This window comes from Synergistaceae bacterium (assembly GCA_017450125.1).
Taxonomy (GTDB): Bacteria; Synergistota; Synergistia; order Synergistales; family Aminobacteriaceae; genus JAFUXM01.
The window spans coordinates 14473-35642 of sequence record JAFSWZ010000010.1 but is presented as its reverse complement, the minus strand read 5'-3'; the positions used below and the strand labels follow the sequence as shown (position 1 = coordinate 35642).

Below are 21170 nucleotides of genomic sequence, written 5' to 3'. Positions count from 1 at the left end.
TAACTCCTTCCTACTTTGATGCAAAATGTGTGTTTCCGGCCAAGTAAGGGATCGGATTCACCTTCGTGTTGTTGATCCTGACCTCGAAATGCAGGTGATTCGCCGTCGAACGCCCTGTGTTGCCGACGTACGCGATGACCTGCCCCTGCATGACTCTCTGTCCCTCAAAGACCGCAACTCGTGAGCAGTGTGCGTAGAACGTCCTGACATCTCCGCCGTGATCCAGCATCACGAAATTGCCGTAGCCCCTGAAGCCTATCGTCGAGTTGTTGCCGGTGCGGATGACTACGCCGTTCTTCGCGGCTCTGATGGGAGTACCGCCGGGCATCGGAATGTCTATGCCTTCGTGCTTGTGCTTTCCGCGCCACTTCCCGAACGGTGAAGAGATTTTGCCGTCGACAGGCCACATCATTTTTCCGTTGAGGCTGGTGATGGCGGGAAGAAGTCCCGTGCCGCCCGGCTTCGAGGCGTTGTAGTAGGAGATGTAGGTGTAGCTCGACGTGAAGGGAGCACTTGCATCCGCTACAGTGGGCTTCTTGGGCGCGGCACTCTGCGGGAGCTGTACGACTTCAACCTTGTCGCCGGAAATTACGAGCCTCATCGGACCGTGCGAGGGGTCTCCGTTCGGCGAGAGAACGATAATCGGATCCATCAGGCCGGGAATCTCCTGCTGGGGAGTTTTCTTCTTGGCCGTGAGAATCTTGTCGGGCTTCGCTGTCTGCGCGATGACTTTTGCCGGTGAAGGCTGTGCTGTCTTCTTCGCGGGGGTCTTGGCCTTCGGTGCGGCGGCGACTGGTGCAGGTGCGGGTGTTGGTGCAGGCTGAGGCTTCGGAGCGGCGGCAGCAACTGTCTGCGGGACTGCGCTTGCTGAGGCGGGCTTCGTGGTCTTGCCGTCGCTGATTGCACGTTTGGCGGCGGCTTCGCTGGTTACGGGAACAAGTGCCGTAGGCTTCCACGCGCCGGAATGCTGCCATATCGCGAGCATGTCCGCCTGATTCTTCGGGAGGTGTATCGTCATCCCGGCCTTAAGGCTGGCTTCGTCGGTCTGGTTTGCCCACAGAACGTCGTTCAGCGCAACGTCGTGCGTGATGCAGTACTGCTTCAGCGTCTCGAGCCCTGCTGTTACGTCGTCGGTAAAGCTCAGCGTCTCCCATTTGGCGGCCGCACCAGCTGACACCGCAAACACCAGCAACATAATCAATGCCGAAAATATCTTCCTCACTACTTCTACACCCTTTCCGTTACGATTCTGAAGCCTGCTTCGGTCAGCTTCTGCCTTATCAGCTCAATTTGTCCTGCGTTCAGTGTCTCGAGCGCAAGTTTCAGGAAGCACGAATTGATTGCCATGTTGGTATCTCCGTGATCGTAGTAGACCGACACGACGTTTGCCCCGCACGAAGCGATTATCTCGCTGACCTGCTGAAGCTGTCCCGGCTTGTCGACGAGCTCTATGGTCAGGTTGACGTTCCGGCCGGTCATCATCAGGCCTCTGGTTATGACGCGCGACAAGATGTTCACGTCGATGTTTCCGCCCGAGACGACGCACACTGTCTTCTTGCCCTCAATGGGGAGCTTGTGGAACATTGCGGCGGCCACAGGCACAGCACCTGCACCCTCAGCTATGAGCTTCTGCTTCTCGATGAGTGCCAGAATTGCGGCGGCAATCTCGTCCTCGCTCACGCACACAATGTCGTCGACGTACTTGCTGATGATGTCGTACGTTGTCTCGCCGGGATTCTTCACGGCAATTCCGTCGGCGAACGTCGAGACGCTATCGAGGGTCTGACGCTGTCCGGCCTTGAAGGAGTTGTACATTGACGCGGCACCTGCTGCCTGAACACCGTAGACTTTTACCGACGGCTTGAGGCTTTTTACGGCAAAAGCTATCCCCGAAATCAGCCCGCCTCCGCCGATGGGAACGATTATCGCTTCAACGTCCTCGAGCTGGTCAAGAATCTCGAGGCCTATCGTTGCCTGCCCGGCAATCACATAATCATCATCATACGGGTGAATGAACGTTGCTCCCGTCTCCGAAACTATCTCCAGAGCGCGGTCATGAGCGTCATCGTAAACGCCTTTCACGAGCTCGACGTTAGCACCGAGCCTGCGTGTGCTGTCTACCTTCATTACTGGCGCGGAGTCCGGCATACAGATTGTGGCGGTAATGCCCCTGCGCGATGCTGACATTGCGACACCCTGCGCGTGGTTGCCCGCCGAACATGCGACTATTCCGCGCGCCTTCTCCTCGTCGGTGAGCTGTGAGATCTTGTAGTATGCTCCTCTGAGCTTGAAGCTCCCGGTAACCTGCAGGTTCTCAGTCTTCAGGTAAAGGCTGTGGTTCTCGCTGAGGTTCGGGGCAGCAATGAGATCCGTCTTTCTCGCGCACTCTCTGAGAATGTAGGCGGCGGTGTAAACTTTATCGAGGGTCAGCATGTTTTCCCCTTCTCAAAAATGTTCATGATAACCATCTCCAATTCTAATAATGGGCATATTATACTAAAATATACCTATCATGAATCACAACGAGGGGGAAAAAATCAATGAAGGTTTTGCTGATTAATGGCAGTCCCAACGAAAAGGGGTGTACGTTCACAGCCCTTAGTGAAGTTGCGGCGACTCTCAACAAGAACGGAGTAGAGACGGAGATTTTCTGGATCGGCAAAAAGGCCGTGCAGGGGTGTATTGCGTGCTTCAAGTGCCAGCAGCTCGGGCATTGCGTGTTCAGCGACGGAGTGAGGGAACTTGCGGACAGGCTCGATGAGTTTGACGGGCTGGTAGTGGGTTCGCCGGTGTACTATGCCGGGCCTGCAGGGAGTCTGTGCGCGTTTCTGGACAGGCTGTTCTTCTCGGGAGGCGACAGGCTCGAGGGCAAACCTGCGGCGTGTGTTGTGTCATGCCGGAGAGCAGGTGCAACTGCGGCGTTCGACAGGCTCAACAAGTACTTCACGATAAGGAACATGCCGGTAGTGTCGTCGCAGTACTGGAATCAGGTTCACGGTTTCACGCCGGAAGATGTGAGGCAGGACCTTGAGGGTATGCAGACGATGAGGACGCTAGGCGAGAACATGGCGTACATGCTGAAGTGTTTTGAGGCGGGGCGGAAGGCAGGAGTTCCTGAGCCGGTGCACGAGGAGATAGTGTACACGAACTTCATACGGTGAGCATCATTTCCCCCTGTGCGTAAAAAACACGGGGGGATTTTATTACCCTTTTGCTATAATCCTATCAATTCCATTTTTCCCAACAACATATCAATACTATTCAGGAAGGAAGTGCTGTAACCTTGTTCTTCAGGAAATACGGTGATGTTATCGTCGGCATCTTCTACACTGCTCTCGGTGCCGCAGTAATATACCTCGCCAAACAGCTCCCAAAGTCCCGCGTCATGAAAATCGGCCCGGACTTCATGCCTACGGTCATCGGTACACTCATCGTCATTCTCTCGCTGATGCTCCTCTTCACCGCGCTAAAGAACTTCAAGGCCAATGCCGCCAAAGCCGCATCAATGCCCGCAGATACCTCCGACTACAAGAGAGTTCTCGCCTCTCTCGTGCTCGTGGTCATCTACGTCAACATCCTTGCTCCCGTCGGCTTCATCATTTCGACGCTGTGCTATCTGTTCCTGCAGATTTTCGTCCTCTCCCCCGACGACAAGCGCAAGAGTAAGGACATCATCATGTATGCGGTCATTGACATCGTCTTTGTGTTCGTGGTGTTCTACCTGTTCAGGTACGGCTTCAAAATCGTACTGCCCGCAGGAATTTTCACGCTCTAGGAGGTGCAGGTCATGGAAGCGTTATCACAGTTAGGAGCCGCCGCGTTACGGGTCTGCGAGCCCACATCATTGCTGCTCATGATTGCCGGCGTTGCTGTCGGAATAATCTTCGGGTCAATTCCCGGCCTCTCTGCCTCAATGGCCGTCGCTCTCTTCCTTCCCTTAACGTTCTCGATGAGTTCTTCGCTCGGAATGAACGTCCTAGTCGCGGTGTACATCGGCGGAATTTCGGGCGGTCTCATCTCCGCAATCCTCCTCAACATGCCCGGGACTGCCTCGTCAATCGCAACGACATTCGACGGCTACCCTATGGCACAGAAGGGCGAAGCTATGCGCGCGCTGGGCGTGGGAATAGTGTTCTCGTTCTTGGGGTCAATCTTCTCGTTCGTGATTCTCACGTTCTTTGCGCCGTGGCTGGCTGACGTTGCGCTGAAGTTCTCCTTCCCCGACAACTTCGGAATCTGCTTCTTCGCGCTTACGATGGTCGCTATCCTCTCGTCCGGCAACATGGTCAAGGGGCTCTTGGCCGGAATGCTCGGGCTGGTGTTCGCGCTTGTGGGGCTTGCTCCGATTGACGGGACGGCACGCTTCACGTTCGGTATCCCAGAGATGCGCGGAGGATTCAACACCCTCACGACGTTAATCGGAATCTTCGCGGTTGCGGACATTCTCGTGAGTGCTGAAACTATCGGCGGAGGTGTGAAGACTATCCCCGTCAGGAAGGTGCGCGGTTTCGGGTTCAGCTTCGGTGAACTCTTCAAGTGGATGCCCGGCGCAATCCGTGCGGCACTCATCGGGACAGGCATCGGAATCCTTCCCGGCATCGGCGGTTCAACGTCAGGAATGCTCGCGTACGTTACGGCCAAGAACATGAGCAAGCACCCGGAGACTTTCGGGCAGGGAGACCCTGAAGGCATCGTAGCTACAGAGTGCGCCAACAATGCCACAATCGGCGGAGCATTAATCCCGCTTCTGGTTCTGGGCATTCCCGGCGACGGAGTTACGGCAATGATGCTGGGCGGCTTCCTCATTCACGGACTTAGTGCCGGACCGCTGCTCTTCGTCAAGAACTCTGACGTTGTGTACGGAATCTTTGCGGCCTGCATGATCTGCGCGCTCATAATGCTAATCGTCGAGTGGACGTGCATCAAGGCATTCGTTCAGGTGCTCAAGGTGCCGAAGCATATTCTTCTGCCGCTGATTCTGGTGCTGTGCGCCGTCGGAGCTTACGCAACGAACAACAGAGTGTTTGACGTTCAGTCTATCGTGGTGTTCGGAGTGATAGGGTATCTGTACCACAAATTCAAGCTGCCTACTACGCCGTTCGTTCTGTGCTTCCTGATTGGCAGAATGACGGAAGAGTACCTGCGCAGAGGGCTTCAGCGGTATAAGACGTTCGGAGCATTCTTCCAGCGTCCTATCTTCTGCGTGTTCTTCGGTATAGCGATAGCAGTTCTCCTGTGGTCGGTCTGGAAGGAGATTAAGGCCTCCCGCCAGAAGGAAGCAGTAATTCACATCGACGGGAAGTAACAGACAGCCGTAGAATTACGAGTAAAGCCCCCGTTCGCGGGGAGAATATACAGTAAGGAGCTGTAACAATGAAGAAAGTATTATTAGCGTTAGTAGTTGTGCTCGCGGTAGTATCGTGTGCATTCGCGGAGTGGAAGCCCACAACCACAGTATCAATCATCGTCCCTGCCGGAGCAGGCGGGAACACAGACCTCAGCGCGCGCGTGTTCGCACAGTACGCTAAGGAGCTTTCCGGGTGCGACTTCATCGTCGTGAACGCCAACGGTGCCGCAGGTTCAATCGCGGCCGACCAGGTCAGGGCAGCTGCGCCGGACGGACATACGTTCCTGTACGGGCACAACCTCGTGAACGTCGCCAACGTTGCCGGAATCACGGACTACAACTACACGGCATTCACGCTCGGGCCGACTTTCGCGAAAGACCCCGCCCAGCAGTTCTACGTGAACCCCAAGAAGTACAAGAACCTTCAGGAGTTCATCGACGCGGCCAAGAAAGCACCCGGCGAACTTGTTGCGTGCACTGAAGTCGGAGCATACACGTACTACGAGATTCTGAAGTTCCAGGACTTGGCCGGGATTCAGCTTGACCTTGTGGACTACGGCTCGAACTCTGACAAGATTGTAGGAATGCTCTCAGGTCAGGTAGACATGATGCCCGGCGCGTACATCAACTGCAAGGACTATCTTGAGAGCGGGCAGTTCATCGCACTCGGAGTTCCCAGCGCAGAGAGATACGAGCTCATCAAGGACATCCCTACGTTCCGCGAGCAGGGAATCGACCTCGTTTACCCTGACTGCGATTTCTCGTTCTACTTCCCGAAGGGCACGCCCGAAGAGATAATCGCGTGGTACGAGAACATCGTCAAGGAAATGCACAGCAAGCCGGAATGCCTCGAGGCAATCAGGAAGGTAGAGATGATGCCCTACTACCTGAGCGCGGCGGACAGCGAGAAGCACGACGCGGAGTACTTTGCGACGTTCAAGGCAATAGCTGACCAGTTCGCGGAGTAAGTGAGCAAGGAATAATGTTGTCCCTCCTGTGAAAACTGCAGGGGGGATTTATTGTAGAGGAGACTGAATTATGAGCACATACGGAACAACACCAACTGTAACAAGCATGAAGGTCGTCCCCGTAGCGGGGTATGACTCGATGTTAATGACCCTGAGCGGGGCACATGCACCGTTCTTCACGCGCAACATCGTGATTCTCGAGGACAGCGCAGGCCATCAGGGTATCGGAGAGATTCACGGCGGGGATTACACCTGCGAGGCACTCAGAGCGTGCGAAGGCCTTGTTGTAGGTCAGCCGGTCGGGAAGTACAGGAGCATTCTCGACAGCATACACAAGCACACCAAGCGCGCGAAGGAGGACGACGGCGAGGGCATCCAGACGCTGGACATCTCGAAGCTGAAATTTGTCGTGAAAGCTGAATGGGCGATAGAGTGCGCTCTGCTGGACTTGCTGGGTCAGGCTCTGGGCTTGCAGATGTGCGACCTTCTCGGCGACGGCAAACAGCGCGACAAGGTCGAGACGCTGGGCTACCTGTTCTACGTCAGCGACAAGGATAAGGCAAAAGCTCTTCCGTACCTCGACGAATCATCAAGCTCTGATGCGTGGTTCAGGATGCGCCGTACCGAGATGCTCACGCCGGACGCTATAGTCTCGCAGGCTCAGTGTCTTCACGAGAAATACGGTTTCAGGAACTTCAAGCTGAAAGGCGGTGTCTTGGCCGGAACTGAGGAGATGAAGGCAGTTGTTGCGCTGAAGAAGGCATTTCCCGCCGGACGCATAAACATTGACCCTAACGGTGCGTGGAGTCTTGCTGAAGCAATCGCGCTGTGCAGGCCGCTCGAGGATGTCTTGACGTACATTGAGGATCCGTGCGGGCCGGAAGCAGGGTATTCGAGCCGTGAGATTATGGCGGAGTTCAAGAACGCTGTTCACCTTCCCGTAGCTACGAACATGATTGCGACGGACTGGCGGCAATTCTACCACTCGGCGGCGTTGAAGGCGGTGGACATTGTGCTCGCTGACCCGCACTTCTGGGGCTTCGGCGGCTCAATCAGAATCGCACAGCTCCTCAACGACTGGGGGCTGACGTGGGGAAGCCACAGCAACAACCATTTCGACATCACGCTTGCGGCTTTCGCACAGGTCGGTGCGGCTGCTCCGGGACATCCGACAGCACTAGACACGCACTGGATCTGGCAGGACGGGCAGAACCTGCTCGAGGACACTCCGCGAATCGTTGACGGGTATCTTGAAGTTCCAGAGAAGCCGGGACTCGGAGTTACGCTGAACATGGCACGGCTTGAGGAAGCAAACACTCTGTACAACAAGCTGCCATCACACGACAGGAACGATGCAGAGGCGATGCAGTACCTCATTCCGAACTGGAAATTTGACAGCAAGAAGCCCTGCCTCGTGAGGTAAGCAGTAATCTTTGTGCCCTCTGGTTAATGCTGGAGGGCACGTATCTTCCTCAGCTCAGCTTCAACCCCGTAGCGTATGAACCTCGTAACTGCCGGAGTAAGGTACATGTTCTTCATGTGGGTCATGTAGATTATCCTGAAGCAGTCAGCCCGTTCAACCTTCAGTATTGCTACGTCAAAATCCCTCAGCGAGTACACAGACGCAACAAACGACACCCCGAACCCTTCGGACACAAGACCTGCTATGCTCTCTTCGTCTGGAGCTTTGGCTGCAACCTTCGGTGTCAGACCTTCGTCCTCAAGTATCCTGTGGATCGTCGGCTTCAGTCCCACGTAGTCAGCGTAATCAACGTACGGATACTGCAGAAGCTCGGCAAGGGTTACGCTTCCGCGTTCTGCCAGCTCGTGAGTCTTCGGGACTATCGCAACAAGTTCCTGCTTCTTCAGCGGGATATAGTTAATCTCAGGGAGCACCGGCTCGCTCGTGCAGATGCCCACATCATAACGCCCGGACTTCAAGCCTTCCATAATCAGCGGTGAAGAGTTCTGGTGAAAATGGAACGTGCATTCACTGTTCTCCGGCTCATCAAGAAACCCCCTCGCCATCTGCGGCACTAACTTTCTCCCAAAAGGTACGTTGTACGCGAGGTCAATATGTCCAGTCTTGCTGTCCGCGAGCCTCTTTGCCTTGTCCGTGATAAATTCCAGATGCTCGAGAACAGGGCTTATCTGCTCTGAATAATATCTGCCGTATTTCGTCAGCTCTACGTGCCTTCCCTTGCGTTCGAACAGGTAGAACCCCAGCTCCTCCTCAAGTTTCGTGATGGCATTGCTCAAAGAAGGCTGTGTTATGTGGTGAATGTCCGCCGCCTTGTGAAAGTTAAGCTCCATTGCTATAGTGCAGAAGTAACGGAGCTGCTGAAGCGTCATGAAATTTTCCCCCTTCAAAATCTATCAATAAGTGCAAATTTAGGAATTAGATATGCGCAAAGACTAATTATAGAATACACGGACAATCCCAATCACAATTTTTAACAGGAGGCAGTGTACATAATGAAGACTGTCAAGATTCGTAATGTTGAGCTCGGGGCAGGAGTCCCGAAAACTATCGTCCCCATAGTCGCGAAGACTAAGGCAGCAATTCTGGAGAAGGCCGCAGAGATCAAGACGCTGCCCGTTGACCTTGTCGAGTGGAGAGCAGACTTCTATGAAGACCTCTTCAGCACACCCGTAATGCTGGATACGCTTAAGGCTCTGCGTTCGGCACTGGGAGATACTCCCCTGCTCTTCACGATTCGCACGAAGCCCGAAGGCGGAGAAGTTGCCCCGTCGTTCGAAGACTACGCGAAGGCAAATCTTGCCGCCGCAAAGTCAGGAGATGCGGACCTCATTGATGTCGAGATGTTCTGGGGAAATACCGACTGGAACGGCAAAGTCTCCGAAGTCTCCGCAAAACTCGTTGAGGAGCTTCACGCGGCCAAGTGTCTGGTTGTAGGTTCAAGGCACAACTTCTCTGCCACGCCTTCAGCCTCAGAGATGGTTGCGACTCTCAGAAACCAGCAGGCTGCCGGAGCAGACCTCCCCAAAGCCGCAGTTATGCCCGTAACTAAGGGAGACGTTCTCGCGGTACTTGATGCCTCGTATGAGTTCGCCAGCAAGTACGCAGACCGCCCCTTCCTCACAATCTCGATGGGGCCGAAGGGAATGATGAGCCGTGTCGCGTGCGAGCTGTCGGGTTCGTGCATGACGTTCGGAGCAGCAGGACAGGCCAGCGCACCTGGACAGATTCAGGTAGGCGACCTCAAGGACATGCTCGAACTCATCCACAAGTCCAGCGAGGCATAAAGGAGGCCGGCAATGACACGGAAAATTTGTGCGGCACTACTTGCTGTGCTGTTATGCTCGGGATGTGCCTTCGGTGCACAGGGCGTAATAGGCTGGGCGGCAGGCGGCGGAACTGATACCCTCATGAGGATTCTCACGTCCCAGATGAACGGCACTGTTGACCCCGTAACCAGAACAGGACTCGCCGGAGCAATGGCGACAATGTACGTTTACGGACAGCCGGCAGACGGACAGACACTCCTCATGAACGCAGAAAACCCCACGCTCTACAAGCTGCTGGGCTACAGCGACATAGACTATGACGATTTCGAGTGCGTGCTTCTCGCGGCTACGGAAGTTGTAGGCGTTATAGTTCCTGCGGACTCTAAGTGGCAGACCTTCACCGAGATAGTAGAGGCCGCGAAGTCCGGGCAGGAGGTCGTCGAAGCAACTACAAACGTCGGCGGTATGCCCTGGACGCTAACGGCAATGCTCGGGAACGTAACAGGTGCTTCATTTATTCAGGAATGGTACGCCGGAGACATGGCCGCCCGTGATGCTGTCGTTAACGGAAAAGCTGATTTCACGTTCTGCAAGCTCCAGATGGGCAAAGATTTATTCAGGGACGGAAAGCTGAAGTTCATATCACTCATCCACAATGAGAAGATTGACGGCTGGGACGTTCCGTTAATCACTGACGAATACCCTGCGTTTGCGGAAAATCTCCCTTGGGGGCCGTTCTATGGCGTGTTCGTGAAGAAGGGTACTGCTCCAGATGTCTTGGCCAAGTGGCGCGGTGAGTTCCTCAAGGCGTATAACTCTGAGGCGTTCCAGAAGTATCTTGCTGACACGAGGATGACTCCTCTGGGTTTGTCGGGAGAAGAGGCCGTGAAGTTCATTCACGACTGGCAGGCAAGGACTCTCGCAGTCCTCTCGAAAGCTAACCTGAACATGAATTTCAGGTTCAACGTAGGAGAGTGATGATTATGAGCGACAATAAAAGCGGCGGCTTTGAGCTGAACATAATATTCTTCATCTTCATGCTGATATGCCTTGCGACGCTTGTCGACATTATTCCGGGCGTGAACGGCAGCATATGGGCTGTGAGGCTCTACGGAATAGTGTGCTTGATCGGCGTGATATTCTGCGCGCGGAAAGGGTTATTCATGGCGATAGACTCCTTTGTGCTGCTTTACCCGGAATCCCTCCAGAAGACATTAACGAAGCTGAACCAGATACTTATGCTCGTCGGGTATGTGCTGCTTGAAGCTGCACTGATTATCGGCTTTAAGAAGTATCTTGCTGATGATTCGTTCTCGTCCGCTTCAATGGACAACAAGTGGAACGGCGTGCTTTATGTCCTCTCGCTCGTCGTATATCCTGTGTCCCTGCTCTATCTTGTGCGGGACATTTTTTCTGCCAGGAAGGGGGAATAGTTTATGCTCGTAACTGTATTTATCGTCCTGTTCTTCCTGATGCTTGCTCTCGGCCTGCCGATATTCTTCAGCATGGTGCTTTCTTCAGCACTGCCTCTGTTCCCTGACCTGATTTCTTTCGTGCAGTTCGCGGGCTGGTCTGTGGCCAAGACTATGAACGCTACGGGAGTCCCTATTGTGCTGTTCATCATTGCGGGGCAGGTAATGTCCAGCGGGAAGCTCACCGAGAAAATCTACGACGTGTTCAATTACTTCTTGGGAGCAAAGACGGGGTTCATGCCGATAGTGTGTATCTTAACCGCAATGTTCTACAGCTCTATTTCGGGCAGTGCTACGGCTGTTACTGCGGCAGTCGGCGGAATGTGCCTCCCTCTGCTAATCGAGATGGGCTACGATAACGCTTTCTGCACGTCTATCCTGATGTGTTCGGGAGTCTTGGGCTTCCTGATTCCTCCGAGCACGCCTCTGACTGTCGTTATAGGCCTCGCAGATTTGGATCTCACTACTGGATATTATGGCGGAGCGGTTCTCGGAGTAGCAATCGGTCTCATGCTGATAGTCTACGCGTACCTGTACTGCCTGATCAACGGCAACGGAAATCCCGAAGTCATTATGTCGCACCACAATAAGATCCGTGCTATGGGCTTCGGAAAAGTCTTTTCCGACGGAATCTGGGCTCTGCTCTCGCCGTTAATCATTCTCGGAGGAATCTTCAGCGGACTGTTCACAGTAGCTCAGGCGGCGGTTGTCAGTGTAGTTTACGGAGCAATAGTCAGCGTTATGATCTACAAGACTCTGACGTGGAAGCAGTGCATTGACACGATAAAAGAGGGCCTAGAAGTTGCTGTGCCTCTGCTTGTTGTGCTGTTTGCAGCTAACATCCTGAGCTCCTGCCTCGAGGCTCTGAATGCCGCTACAGTTATTGCGGGCTTAATCGAGAAATCGGGTGCGGGTGCACAGCTCGTAACGTTCATGATAATGATGGCATTGTTCGTGCTGGGGATGTTCATGGACTCGGGGACTGCTTGCTATATGCTCGTTCCGATAGTCCTGCCTGTGGCGTTCAAGCTCGGGGTTGAGCCGTATCATCTTCTCGTCGGAATGGTCGGCATACAGAGCATCGGCCTCGTAACTCCTCCTGTAGGGCTTGCGCTGTTCACGATGCTTCCTATCTCGAAGCTGTCGGTAGGCGAGATCAGCAGGAAGCTGTGGGTGCCGTTGATACTGTTTATCCTGATGTGCTTTGCGTTCACGATGTTCCCGGCTCTGACGGCGTGGATAAGCTAGGGAGGTGAGAGAGCATGAATGAAGTGAAGATGTGCCCCGTGTGCAATGTTCCTCTTGAGGCGAAGAAGAAGGGTTACGCAATGGGAAGCTCATTGTCGCACAGCAGGATGCACGCAGATCTGTACGTGTGCCCCTCGTGCAGGGGAATATACATGTACGAAAGCGAGAGCGATAACATGGTGAAGTGTCCTGTTTGCGGTAACATGCACCATGTCGGCGAAAAGTGCCTGTACTGCGAGCTGAACAAGATTCCCGGAGCAAACGCAGCAAGCTAGTTGAGTGAAGTAATTAGTGCCCTCTGGTCTCTTGGCCGGAGGGTTTATTGCTTCGCATGGAGAATCTTTGCGATGAGCTTGTAGTAGCGTCCGTTGAAGGGTTTTGCGGGCATACTCATAACCAGATACGCCGTGCCTATGTTCACCGCGCGGGCTTCGTACTCAGGGTCGGTTACGCGTATGTGTGTGTACTCTCTGCCGTTGTGGATGAATGATGCCCTGCTCCGAAGTTTGCCTTCATGGTTGCGCTCAACGTTAAGCGTGAGGTTGTCCGCCCTGATGAGGATAAGCGAGTACCTGTGCCGGAGTTCGCTCATCTCTTCATCCGTAACGTACTCCCCTCCATTGCCGAAAATGTACCTGTAGGATTCGTCGGGGTGGCAGAGCAGGACTTCCGCGACGGTGAGGCGGCCAAGTTTCAGCCACGCATCGCGCTCTATCATGCAGTCCTCAACGTGATTTTTGCGGGGGAAACGTTTTGCGACACGTACCCGCGCGAGGTCGAGGGGCTGGCAGCTTCCGCCGTCGTTGATGAACATCATCTGCGAGTCGTCGAGAGGGTCGCCGTCTCCGTAACCCACGAACCGCACCCACATTCCCGAGTGAACGTCTATTCCCGCAACGCAGAACTTCCCCCCACATCGTGGACTTGGCCAGAATCACTGCGTCAATCTTCACAGGTGGATTATCTCCGTATCGGGCAGCTGCTCGGCAATCATCTCGGCGAAAAGTCTTCGGTGGCAGTGTTCAGGTGTAGATTCGGAGCATAGCAGGCACATACAATCGTAGATGCCGTCGAACCTCACGACGAAGTCCCTCACAGCCTCACGCTCGAGCATCAGGGCTTTGTACTGCTCCTCGTACTCCTCCCATGTTATGAGCTTCTTCCTCCAAGAGGTGAGGAGTTCCTTCGTAGGTGCATAGTTAGCACAGTGCTCGTATGTGCATGTACATATCTTCTCCAGAAAATAGGGAAGGTCTCTCTTTATCGTGAAAACGTTTAAGCTGGATGTGTTCTTCAGGCGAACATCTACCACCACCTGAATTTTGCAGCATCTCAAAAGCTCAAAAAACTGTTCTGCTGATTTCTTGGTGAAGCCTATTGTGTAGAGGGTCATAATGATTACCCCCTCACAGTCGAGGGGGCTTAACGTTCCTACTTCAGCAGGCCGATATTCTTCAGCACAACCTCTAGCTTCGCGTGCTGTTCCGGCGTAAGAGGCTGGATAGGCTCCGCACACTTCCCGACGTTGAAGCCTAACATGTTCAGTGCTTCCTTGATGGCCACAGGGAAGCTACCCATGTTCGTCGCAATCCTGAACTCGCTCAGCTTGAACTGTGCCTCAAGTGCCGCCTCGTAGTTCTTGTTGATGAAGTTCTCGTAGATGTCTACGGCGATTCTCGGAGCAGCATTACCGCACGAAGTTATTGCTCCCGCCGCACCGTACCACAGGGCCGCGTAAATCAGCGTGTCCCTGCCCATCAGTACGCAGAACTCCGGGTTGTCCCGCGTAAGCCTGATGTACTCCTCGCTGTTCGTCATGTCGCCGGTAGAGTCCTTCACCGCAATGATGTTCTTCACCTTCGCCAGCTTCTGGATCGTCTCGGGGGCAACCGTTACGTTCGTCTTGGGCTTGTTGTTGTAGATGACGATGGGAAGGCTCGTTGCGTCGGCTATCTTGCGGTAGTAGATCTCAAGCTCGGCCTGTGTCTGGCTCACGAACATCGGCGTTAAGACGCTCAGAGCATCAACCTTCACTTCTTCGGCTATCTTGGCCAGCTCAATTGCTCCCTTAGGCGTGATGTGGTTCGCTCCAGCGTAAATGTCCATCTTTCCGCGCGCGTATTCGCACGTAACCTCGAGGACGTGGCGGTAGAAGCCGTTGTCGAACGCGTAGAACTCTCCGCTTGTGCCGAACGGGAACACTCCGTGAATGCCGTTGTCGATGAAGTACTGAAGGAGTCTCTTGTACTCGTCCTCCAAGAACTTGCCGCTCTCGTCAAAAGGAGTTACGACAGGGATAACTATACCGTGAGGCTTGAACATGGTACACAATTTCTCCTCTCGCTGAAAATTTGGGTTTGGGGTAGAGAGTATTATACACGCTATCAACACGGCTTGTTTGTGAAAAACTAGTGATTATTATAGAATTACTCACACACAAATTTTTTCACACAGGGAGGATATTGTTTATGATGAGGAGAACAGCACTGCTAATGCTGCTGGTCATGTCATTGTGCGTGCCCGCGCTGGCAGATGAACCCGAAGCCGTACCCGCCGAACCTGAAGCTGCCGCAGAAGTCGCAGAAGCTACGGAGGCCGAAGCTCCTGACGAACTCGCACAGCGTGAAGCTGCCCTCGAAGCAAGAGCCGCCGAGCTCGATGCGTTAGCTGCCCGGCTCGAGGAACGTGCGGCCGAACTGGCGCAGCAGGAGCAGGACTTTGCCCCCAAAGCCGCAGTACTCGCCAAGAAGACCATCGAGAACAACGCGGCAGGTGCCGTCCTTACCGGGCGCGAGAGCCAGTTAGCCCAGCGTGAGACTGCCCTCATGGAGCGTGAAAGAGCAGTCGCGTGGCGTGAGGCAGTGTTTGCGCAGGAAAGCCAGAAATTCACGGAGGCATCATCAGCCTTAGCCGGAAGAGAAGCGGAGCTGGCCAAGCGTGAGGCAGACCTTGCAGGCCGCGAGAACGACCTCAACGCCAAAATCTCCGCGAAGGAAGCCGCCGACCAGCTCACCGCCCGTGAAGCAGACCTCGTTAAGCGCGAAGCATCCCTGACAGAACGCGAGGACACCACCAGCAGGCTCAACGCCCTCGAGGAAGAACTCAACGCCAAGCAGGCAGAGCTAGCCGGGCGTGAAGAGGCAGTAGCCGGGCGTGAAGCATCAGCCGCCGAGCAGGAGCAGAAGCTTGCGGAGGCGACGAAACAGGCTTCTGACCATGAGGCACAGCTTGCGGAGAAGGAATCAGCCCTCACAGCCAGAGAAGCCGAGCTCACGAAGAAGAACGCCGAGCTTGAGGAGAACACATCGGCCTTGACGGCGCGTGAAGTTGCCCTCGTCAACAAGGAAACCGAAGCATCGCGCAAAGCTGCCGAAGTCGCGGAGATGGAGACCCTCATCAAGGAACTTCCTGCCTTCGACCCCAACAACTCGACGGAAGCCGCAATGATCCTCACGTACCCGATACCCGCCGCAAAACGCAGGGAACTCATTACGCTGCAGAGAGAGGCCTACACGCGCTACAGCTCCAACAGGGTAACTCAGGCACTCGAGAGCTACACCGCCGCCTACGAAGCCGAACCCACAGCGAACTACCTCGCGGCATACTGGGCAGGCCTCAGCGCGGAGAGACTGCGCGGAAGGAGAGACGAGGCCGTAACGTGGGCAGACCGTGCGCTCGCCATCAACCCGGACTACAAGCCCGCACAGGACCTCAAGAGGAGGCTGGAGACACCCGCAAGGACGACACAGCAACAGCAGAGAAGACGTACAACCCGCTAGTTCATCGCGGAAGAAGTGTAGAGTGAAACCCCTCTCTGAATCGGCGGGAGGGGTAATTTTTTAGGGAGGTGCTGTAACGTTTGGATGACTTATACGAGATACTAGGAGTTCCCAGAGACGCATCACAGGCGGACATCAAGAAGGCGTACCGAAGTCTTGTGAAACAGTTTCACCCCGATGCACACCCGGGCGACAAGGACATAGAGGAGAAGTTCAAGCGCATCAACGCGGCCTATACCGTCCTCAGCGACCCGGAAAAGCGCGCGCATTACGACCGCACCGGCTCGACCAGCCCGAGCGCAGACCCGTTCGGCGGAGGGTTCGCTGGCGGAGGGTTCACGACGGTGGACTTGGGAGACTTGTTCGGCGACATGTTCTCGCAGATGTTCGGCGGAGGAGGCGGGGGAAGTTCACGCAGAAGCAGGCGCGGAAGAGACGAGGAGCAGATCATCCACATCACTCTTCTTGAGGCGTTCAACGGGACGACGCGCGAGATTGAGTTCACGAGGGACGAGGAATGTTCGCACTGTCATGGCACGGGCGCGAAATCCGGCACTAAGCCCGAGAAGTGCCCCCGCTGTCATGGGAGCGGACGCGTCGTAACTGTGCACCAGAACGGCTACATGAAGTTCGAGAGTGCTTCGCCGTGCCCGGACTGCAAAGGGACAGGAAAATTCATCCGCGAAAAGTGCGGCGAATGCGGAGGCACAGGCCGAATCCGCACTAAGCAGACCCACAGCATGAAGATTCATCCCGGAGTGTTCAGCGGACATCAGTACGTGATTCAGGGGGCAGGCGGCGAAGGCTACAACGGCGGCCCGGCCGGAGACTTGTACCTCACGATAGACATCGAGCCCGACAGGAGGTTCGAGCGCGACGGCGACAACCTTCACACCGTGATAGCCATCAACTACCCGCAGGCAGTCTTGGGCACTGATGCGGAGATAAGCGGTGTTGACGGCACAACGGAGAAGTTCAGCATTCCTGCAGGAACACAGCACGGGCAGGTCATCAAGCTCAAGGGCAGAGGTATGCCGCGCCTGAAGTCGTCCTACAGAGGAGACCTGCACGTTCACGTGAACATCGACATCCCGAAGGAAGTCAGCGGCAAGCAGAAGGAACTAATCGAGGCACTCGCTGAGGAGATGGGCACGCCGGTGAACGAAAACCTGTTCAGCAAGTTCAAGGGACTGTTCAAATGATTGCTGGTATAGGCGTAGACTTGTGCAGTATCTCGCGGGTTGAAGAAGCATTAGCGTCTGACTACTTCCGCGATGAGCTCTTCAGTGCAGAAGAAATCGCTTATGCAGAATCTAAGGGTGCAGGGCGTTTCGGGAGCTACGCGGCGTGTTTTGCGGCTCGCGAGGCGTTCATCAAGGCATCAGGCTTCACGTTAAGTGCCGTGATGTTCAGCCGTAACTTCGAGCTTGTTCACGATTTGGACGGTGCTCCGGCGGTGAAGCTGTCGGGAGATTTGGCGGCGCGTTACCCTGAGAATAATGCGCAAATTTTTGTGTCAATCTCCCACGAGGGGGATTATGCCTGTGCAATGGTAGTAATAGAGAAAATCAATGATGAGGTGATAGTTAATGGTAATTCGTACGCTTGATTTCGACATCGGCGCAGTAATTTCGTGGCTGGGAAGTTCGGCGGTAGTGCTGTTCTTCCTGCTTATCGTGCTCTCAATGGCAGTAAGAGTCGTCCCTGAGTACCGCAGGCTGGTGCTGTTCCGTCTTGGCCGGCTTGTAGGGAGCAGAGGGCCCGGCATCGTGTTCATCCTTCCGTTCCTTGACCGCGCGGTAACGGTTGACTTGAGGATTCTGACGCTCGACGTGCCGGTTCAGGAAGTCATCACGAAGGACAACGTAGCCATCAAGGTTAATGCTGTCGTGTACTTCCGCGTTCTTGAGCCGTCAAAGTCAGTCGTTGAGGTAGAAAATTACGTTGTAGCAACAAGCCAGCTCGCACAGACTACATTGCGTTCTGTCGTCGGAAGCGTTGAGCTCGATGAAGTTCTGTCTTCGCGCGAGAAGATTAACCAGGAGCTCCAGAAGATTATTGACGAGAGAACAGACCCGTGGGGAATCAAGGTCAGTGCAGTCGAGGTGAAGGAGCTTGAACTTCCCGAAGGAATGAAGCGCGCGATGGCACGTCAGGCAGAGGCAGAGCGTGAACGCCGTGCGAAGATTATTGCTGCGGAAGGCGAACTTCAGGCGGCGGAGAAACTCTCAGAGGCTGCGCGCAAGATGGAGGCCTCACCGGTAACCCTTCAGCTGCGTTACCTGCAGACCATCAGGGAAATTTCCGGCGAGCGCAACACAACAACGTTCTTCCCGATTCCTGTTGACCTCGTTAAGCCGTTCATCGACAAGCTCACGAAAGGAGAGGTGAAGGCATGAAGTACCGTACCGCAAAAGAACTCCGTGAAATGTTCGTCTCATTCTGGGAGGAGAAAGGCGCAAAGCATCTTCCCAGCTTCTCGCTCGTGCCTGAAGATCCGTCGCTTCTGTTCACGATTGCTGGAATGGTTCCCCTCAAGCCCTACTATCTCGGCATAAAAGACCCCGAATATCCCCGCGTAGTTACATCGCAGAAATGTGTGCGCACCAATGACATCGAGAACGTAGGACGCACAGCCCGTCATCACACGTTCTTTGAGATGCTGGGGAACTTCACGTGGGGTAGCTACTTCAAGCAGGAAGCAATCTCGTGGGCGTGGGAGTTCCTCACCGAACGTGTCGGGCTCGAACCTGAGAGGCTGTACGCGACAATCTACACGGACGACGACGAAGCCTTCGAGGTCTGGAGGAAGTTCCTCCCTGCGGAAAAGATTTACCGCTTCGGGCAGGACGACAACTATTGGTTCATGGGAGACACAGGACCTTGCGGGCCGTGCAGTGAAATCTACTACGACAGAGGCGAAAAGTATTCATGCGGAAAGCCCACGTGCGGAGTCGGGTGCGACTGCGACCGCTACATGGAAATCTGGAATCTCGTTTTCACGCAGTTCGACCGCCAGAAGGACGGAAGCCTTCCCCTTCTGCCCCACAAGAATATTGATACGGGAATGGGCTTAGAGCGTCTTGCGTCAGTCGTTCAGGGAGTAGATACGGACTACGAAACGGATTTGTTCACTCCTCTGATTGAGCACACGTGCAGGAAGGCCGGAATAACCTACGGACAGAACGCGCGCGATGATATGGCTGTGAGGGTGATTGCCGACCACGTGAGGAGTGTTGCCTTCATGCTTGCGGACGGAGTTCTGCCGAGCAACGACGGGCCGGGCTACGTGCTGAGAAGGTTATTGCGCAGGGCTGTACGTTTCGGGAAACTATTAGGCTTTGAAGGAATGTTCCTGAATGAGTACCTGCCTATCCTCATCGGCATAATGGGAGACCCGTACCGCGAATTAATCACACAGCGTCCCGTAATCGAGCAGATAATCAGCCTCGAGGAGGAGAAGTTCAACAAGACGTTACGTCAGGGCACGGAGCTATTCGACGAGGAGACAGCCGCCCTTAAAGCGAAGGGCATAACGGAGATTCCCGGCGATGTTATATTCACGCTCTATGACACTTACGGTTTCCCGCCGGAACTTACGCGCGAAATGGCCGGTGAGCAGGGCTTCACCCTTGACGAGGAAGGTTTCACCCGCGAGATGACGGGACAGCGTGAACGTGCCCGGGCTTCGAGCAAGCAGAAGAGGAGCGCGCTTGCCGGAGACGTGTACACGGAGCTCGAGAACGAGTACGGAGCAACACGCTTCACGGGCTACGAGACGCACACAGGTACGGGGAACGTTATTGCGCTCATCACGCCCGAAGGCAGGACTGACACCGTCAAGGACACGCCGGAGTTCGAGATAGTGCTTGACGTTACGCCCTTCTACGCAGAACGCGGCGGAGAGGTCGGCGACACAGGAACTATCACGGTGAACGGACAGACTTTCAGCGTCATCAACACAGTACCTCACGGCAAAGTCATCGTCCACACGGTTAAAGGTGAAGGAACTATAAACGTGGGCGACGAGGCAGTCTGCACGGTCAATGACGAACGCAGGGCATCAATCCGCCGCAACCACACGGCAACGCACCTTCTGCACGAGGCATTAGGGCGCGTACTTGGCCGACACGTGAGGCAGGCGGGCTCGCTTGTAACTGACGAGTTCCTGCGGTTTGACTTCACGCATCATTCTGCTGTAACGGACGAGGAGATAGCGGAGGCAGAACGCATCATCAACACCGAGATTCTTGCGAACGTTGAGGTGAACATCTCCGAGCACAGCAAGGACGAGGCACAGGCACTCGGAGCTAAGGCACTCTTTGACGAGAAATACGGTGATGTCGTGAGAGTGGTTGATGTTCCGGGCTTCTCGATGGAGTTGTGCGGAGGACTTCACGTGAAGAGGACGGGCGACATCGGGAGCTTCAAGATTCTGCGTGAGGAGAGCATAGGCTCAGGCACACGGCGCATTCTTGCTGTTACGGGAATGAACGTGCTTACGATTATGCAGAAGCTGTTTGCGCTGAGGGCATCGATGACCGCACTGCTCGCGACTGACGAGGACGGACTTGTGGACAAGGCGAAGGCACTTGTTGACGAGCTTAAGACTGTACGGAGTGAGATTCAGGCCGTGAAGCTGAGGGAACTCACCGAGAACGCAGAACGTTTCTTTGAGCGCGAGGAGACGGGCGGGGTTCTTGTGCATACGGGAAGATTCCCGAACATTCCGGCAAACATGCTGAGGGACATCGGCGACAAGGCAAAAGCCAGGCAGGAAGGCAGCGTAGTGATTCTTGCGTCGCCAAGTGATGACGGAGCATGTCAGCTCGTTGTGATGGCAGATGATAAGGCGGTAAGTCTCGGTGTGAATGCCGGAGCACTGGTGAAGGAAGCGTGTGCTGTTCTCGGAGGCAAGGGCGGCGGCAGGAAGAACCTTGCGCAGGGAGGCGGCAAGGACGGCGCGAAACTTGAGGAAGCACTTGCGAAGATGAGGGAGATTCTCTCACAGCAGGTGAAATAACTACTACCCGCCGGAGTCAGCAAGAGGCTTCGGCGGTATATTTACACTCTTGCAACAATTTAGACTTCATTCCGGCCTGTTCAC

21 protein-coding genes are annotated in these 21170 nt (G+C 54.8%); 15 read left to right on the top strand and 6 right to left on the bottom strand.

From position 1 onward, the window contains the following. Nucleotides 1-10: 10 nt before the first annotated feature. Together IJT02_00995 and IJT02_00990 are read right to left on the bottom strand one after the other, a co-directional pair. A complete protein-coding gene (locus IJT02_00995; GenBank protein ID MBQ7543499.1) occupies nucleotides 11-1222 on the bottom strand; it encodes a M23 family metallopeptidase in 1212 nt (403 codons plus the stop codon). Nucleotides 1223-1227: 5 nt separating this feature from the next. Continuing rightward, complete coding sequence (locus IJT02_00990; protein MBQ7543498.1) at nucleotides 1228-2433, bottom strand: threonine ammonia-lyase; 1206 nt, start codon at nucleotides 2431-2433, stop codon at nucleotides 1228-1230. A gap of 107 nt (nucleotides 2434-2540) precedes the next feature. Between IJT02_00990 and IJT02_00985 the strand changes: the two genes are divergently transcribed. The 5 genes from IJT02_00985 to gudD all read left to right on the top strand — a co-directional run bounded on the left by IJT02_00985 (nucleotide 2541) and on the right by gudD (nucleotide 7738). Then, complete coding sequence (locus tag IJT02_00985; protein ID MBQ7543497.1) at nucleotides 2541-3161, top strand: flavodoxin family protein; 621 nt, start codon at nucleotides 2541-2543, stop codon at nucleotides 3159-3161. 122 nt (nucleotides 3162-3283) lie between these two features. Beyond that, on the top strand, nucleotides 3284-3775 hold the full coding sequence (locus tag IJT02_00980) for a tripartite tricarboxylate transporter TctB family protein (protein MBQ7543496.1): 492 nt from the start codon (nucleotides 3284-3286) through the stop codon (nucleotides 3773-3775). Between the two features lie 12 nt (nucleotides 3776-3787). Beyond that, the gene (locus IJT02_00975) at nucleotides 3788-5305 is read left to right on the top strand and encodes a tripartite tricarboxylate transporter permease (GenBank protein MBQ7543495.1); all 1518 of its coding nucleotides are present in this window, start codon (nucleotides 3788-3790) and stop codon (nucleotides 5303-5305) included. 68 nt (nucleotides 5306-5373) lie between these two features. Then, nucleotides 5374-6315: a tripartite tricarboxylate transporter substrate binding protein gene (locus IJT02_00970; GenBank protein MBQ7543494.1), complete on the top strand. Its 942-nt coding sequence runs from the start codon at nucleotides 5374-5376 to the stop codon at nucleotides 6313-6315. A gap of 70 nt (nucleotides 6316-6385) precedes the next feature. Next, the gene (gene gudD, locus IJT02_00965; GenBank protein ID MBQ7543493.1) at nucleotides 6386-7738 is read left to right on the top strand and encodes a glucarate dehydratase; all 1353 of its coding nucleotides are present in this window, start codon (nucleotides 6386-6388) and stop codon (nucleotides 7736-7738) included. Between the two features lie 23 nt (nucleotides 7739-7761). Here gudD and IJT02_00960 read toward each other — a convergent pair whose 3' ends face one another. Further along, entirely contained in the window at nucleotides 7762-8667 is a 906-nt protein-coding gene (locus IJT02_00960; GenBank protein ID MBQ7543492.1) for a LysR family transcriptional regulator, read from the bottom strand. A 123-nt stretch (nucleotides 8668-8790) separates the two neighbouring features. Here IJT02_00960 and aroD point away from each other — a divergent pair, with 123 nt between their 5' ends. From aroD to IJT02_00935, 5 genes are read left to right on the top strand one after another with little or no spacing between them, the layout of a single operon-like run. Continuing rightward, nucleotides 8791-9582 carry a type I 3-dehydroquinate dehydratase gene (gene aroD, locus IJT02_00955; protein MBQ7543491.1) on the top strand — a complete coding sequence of 264 codons (792 nt, stop codon included), beginning with the start codon at nucleotides 8791-8793 and terminating at the stop codon, nucleotides 9580-9582. A gap of 12 nt (nucleotides 9583-9594) precedes the next feature. Then, a complete protein-coding gene (locus IJT02_00950; protein MBQ7543490.1) occupies nucleotides 9595-10542 on the top strand; it encodes a hypothetical protein in 948 nt (315 codons plus the stop codon). A 5-nt stretch (nucleotides 10543-10547) separates the two neighbouring features. After that, complete coding sequence (locus IJT02_00945; GenBank protein ID MBQ7543489.1) at nucleotides 10548-10997, top strand: hypothetical protein; 450 nt, start codon at nucleotides 10548-10550, stop codon at nucleotides 10995-10997. 3 nt (nucleotides 10998-11000) lie between these two features. Then, on the top strand, nucleotides 11001-12284 hold the full coding sequence (locus IJT02_00940; protein ID MBQ7543488.1) for a TRAP transporter large permease: 1284 nt from the start codon (nucleotides 11001-11003) through the stop codon (nucleotides 12282-12284). Between the two features lie 14 nt (nucleotides 12285-12298). Beyond that, nucleotides 12299-12559, top strand: coding sequence for a zf-TFIIB domain-containing protein (locus IJT02_00935; GenBank protein ID MBQ7543487.1), 261 nt, complete (start codon nucleotides 12299-12301; stop codon nucleotides 12557-12559). A gap of 44 nt (nucleotides 12560-12603) precedes the next feature. On the opposite strand, the gene IJT02_00930 is transcribed toward IJT02_00935, so the two are convergent. From IJT02_00930 to IJT02_00920, 3 genes are all read right to left on the bottom strand, one after another. Next, nucleotides 12604-13155, bottom strand: a complete 552-nt coding sequence (locus IJT02_00930; protein ID MBQ7543486.1) for a hypothetical protein — start codon at nucleotides 13153-13155, stop codon at nucleotides 12604-12606. A 78-nt stretch (nucleotides 13156-13233) separates the two neighbouring features. Then, the gene (locus IJT02_00925; GenBank protein ID MBQ7543485.1) at nucleotides 13234-13677 is read right to left on the bottom strand and encodes a DUF488 domain-containing protein; all 444 of its coding nucleotides are present in this window, start codon (nucleotides 13675-13677) and stop codon (nucleotides 13234-13236) included. A 38-nt stretch (nucleotides 13678-13715) separates the two neighbouring features. Beyond that, the gene (locus IJT02_00920; protein ID MBQ7543484.1) at nucleotides 13716-14606 is read right to left on the bottom strand and encodes a dihydrodipicolinate synthase family protein; all 891 of its coding nucleotides are present in this window, start codon (nucleotides 14604-14606) and stop codon (nucleotides 13716-13718) included. A gap of 146 nt (nucleotides 14607-14752) precedes the next feature. On the opposite strand from IJT02_00920, the gene IJT02_00915 reads away from it, so the two are divergent. From IJT02_00915 to alaS, 5 genes are all read left to right on the top strand, one after another. Then, nucleotides 14753-16063: a hypothetical protein gene (locus IJT02_00915; protein ID MBQ7543483.1), complete on the top strand. Its 1311-nt coding sequence runs from the start codon at nucleotides 14753-14755 to the stop codon at nucleotides 16061-16063. Between the two features lie 80 nt (nucleotides 16064-16143). Beyond that, a complete protein-coding gene (gene dnaJ, locus IJT02_00910) occupies nucleotides 16144-17265 on the top strand; it encodes a molecular chaperone DnaJ (GenBank protein MBQ7543482.1) in 1122 nt (373 codons plus the stop codon). Further along, nucleotides 17262-17672, top strand: a complete 411-nt coding sequence (gene acpS, locus IJT02_00905) for a holo-ACP synthase (GenBank protein MBQ7543481.1) — start codon at nucleotides 17262-17264, stop codon at nucleotides 17670-17672. The genes dnaJ and acpS overlap by 4 nt, the downstream gene beginning before the upstream one ends. Further along, entirely contained in the window at nucleotides 17653-18462 is an 810-nt protein-coding gene (locus tag IJT02_00900; protein MBQ7543480.1) for a slipin family protein, read from the top strand. Before acpS ends, IJT02_00900 begins: the two co-directional genes overlap by 20 nt. Further along, entirely contained in the window at nucleotides 18459-21086 is a 2628-nt protein-coding gene (gene alaS, locus IJT02_00895; GenBank protein MBQ7543479.1) for an alanine--tRNA ligase, read from the top strand. Before IJT02_00900 ends, alaS begins: the two co-directional genes overlap by 4 nt. Nucleotides 21087-21170 lie beyond the last annotated feature (84 nt).

Coding starts and splice junctions, on each gene's coding strand:
- IJT02_00985 (MBQ7543497.1), top strand. CDS start 2,541: ATGAAGGTTTTGCTGATTAATGGCAGTCCCAACGAAAAGGGGTGTACG.
- IJT02_00975 (MBQ7543495.1), top strand. CDS start 3,788: ATGGAAGCGTTATCACAGTTAGGAGCCGCCGCGTTACGGGTCTGCGAG.
- IJT02_00915 (MBQ7543483.1), top strand. CDS start 14,753: ATGATGAGGAGAACAGCACTGCTAATGCTGCTGGTCATGTCATTGTGC.
- IJT02_00930 (MBQ7543486.1), bottom strand. CDS start 13,155: ATGTGGGTGCGGTTCGTGGGTTACGGAGACGGCGACCCTCTCGACGAC.
- IJT02_00945 (MBQ7543489.1), top strand. CDS start 10,548: ATGAGCGACAATAAAAGCGGCGGCTTTGAGCTGAACATAATATTCTTC.
- IJT02_00935 (MBQ7543487.1), top strand. CDS start 12,299: ATGAATGAAGTGAAGATGTGCCCCGTGTGCAATGTTCCTCTTGAGGCG.
- IJT02_00950 (MBQ7543490.1), top strand. CDS start 9,595: ATGACACGGAAAATTTGTGCGGCACTACTTGCTGTGCTGTTATGCTCG.
- IJT02_00970 (MBQ7543494.1), top strand. CDS start 5,374: ATGAAGAAAGTATTATTAGCGTTAGTAGTTGTGCTCGCGGTAGTATCG.
- acpS (MBQ7543481.1), top strand. CDS start 17,262: ATGATTGCTGGTATAGGCGTAGACTTGTGCAGTATCTCGCGGGTTGAA.
- IJT02_00925 (MBQ7543485.1), bottom strand. CDS start 13,677: ATGACCCTCTACACAATAGGCTTCACCAAGAAATCAGCAGAACAGTTT.
- IJT02_00900 (MBQ7543480.1), top strand. CDS start 17,653: ATGGTAATTCGTACGCTTGATTTCGACATCGGCGCAGTAATTTCGTGG.
- alaS (MBQ7543479.1), top strand. CDS start 18,459: ATGAAGTACCGTACCGCAAAAGAACTCCGTGAAATGTTCGTCTCATTC.
- IJT02_00960 (MBQ7543492.1), bottom strand. CDS start 8,667: ATGACGCTTCAGCAGCTCCGTTACTTCTGCACTATAGCAATGGAGCTT.
- aroD (MBQ7543491.1), top strand. CDS start 8,791: ATGAAGACTGTCAAGATTCGTAATGTTGAGCTCGGGGCAGGAGTCCCG.
- IJT02_00920 (MBQ7543484.1), bottom strand. CDS start 14,606: ATGTTCAAGCCTCACGGTATAGTTATCCCTGTCGTAACTCCTTTTGAC.
- IJT02_00940 (MBQ7543488.1), top strand. CDS start 11,001: ATGCTCGTAACTGTATTTATCGTCCTGTTCTTCCTGATGCTTGCTCTC.
- IJT02_00990 (MBQ7543498.1), bottom strand. CDS start 2,433: ATGCTGACCCTCGATAAAGTTTACACCGCCGCCTACATTCTCAGAGAG.
- gudD (MBQ7543493.1), top strand. CDS start 6,386: ATGAGCACATACGGAACAACACCAACTGTAACAAGCATGAAGGTCGTC.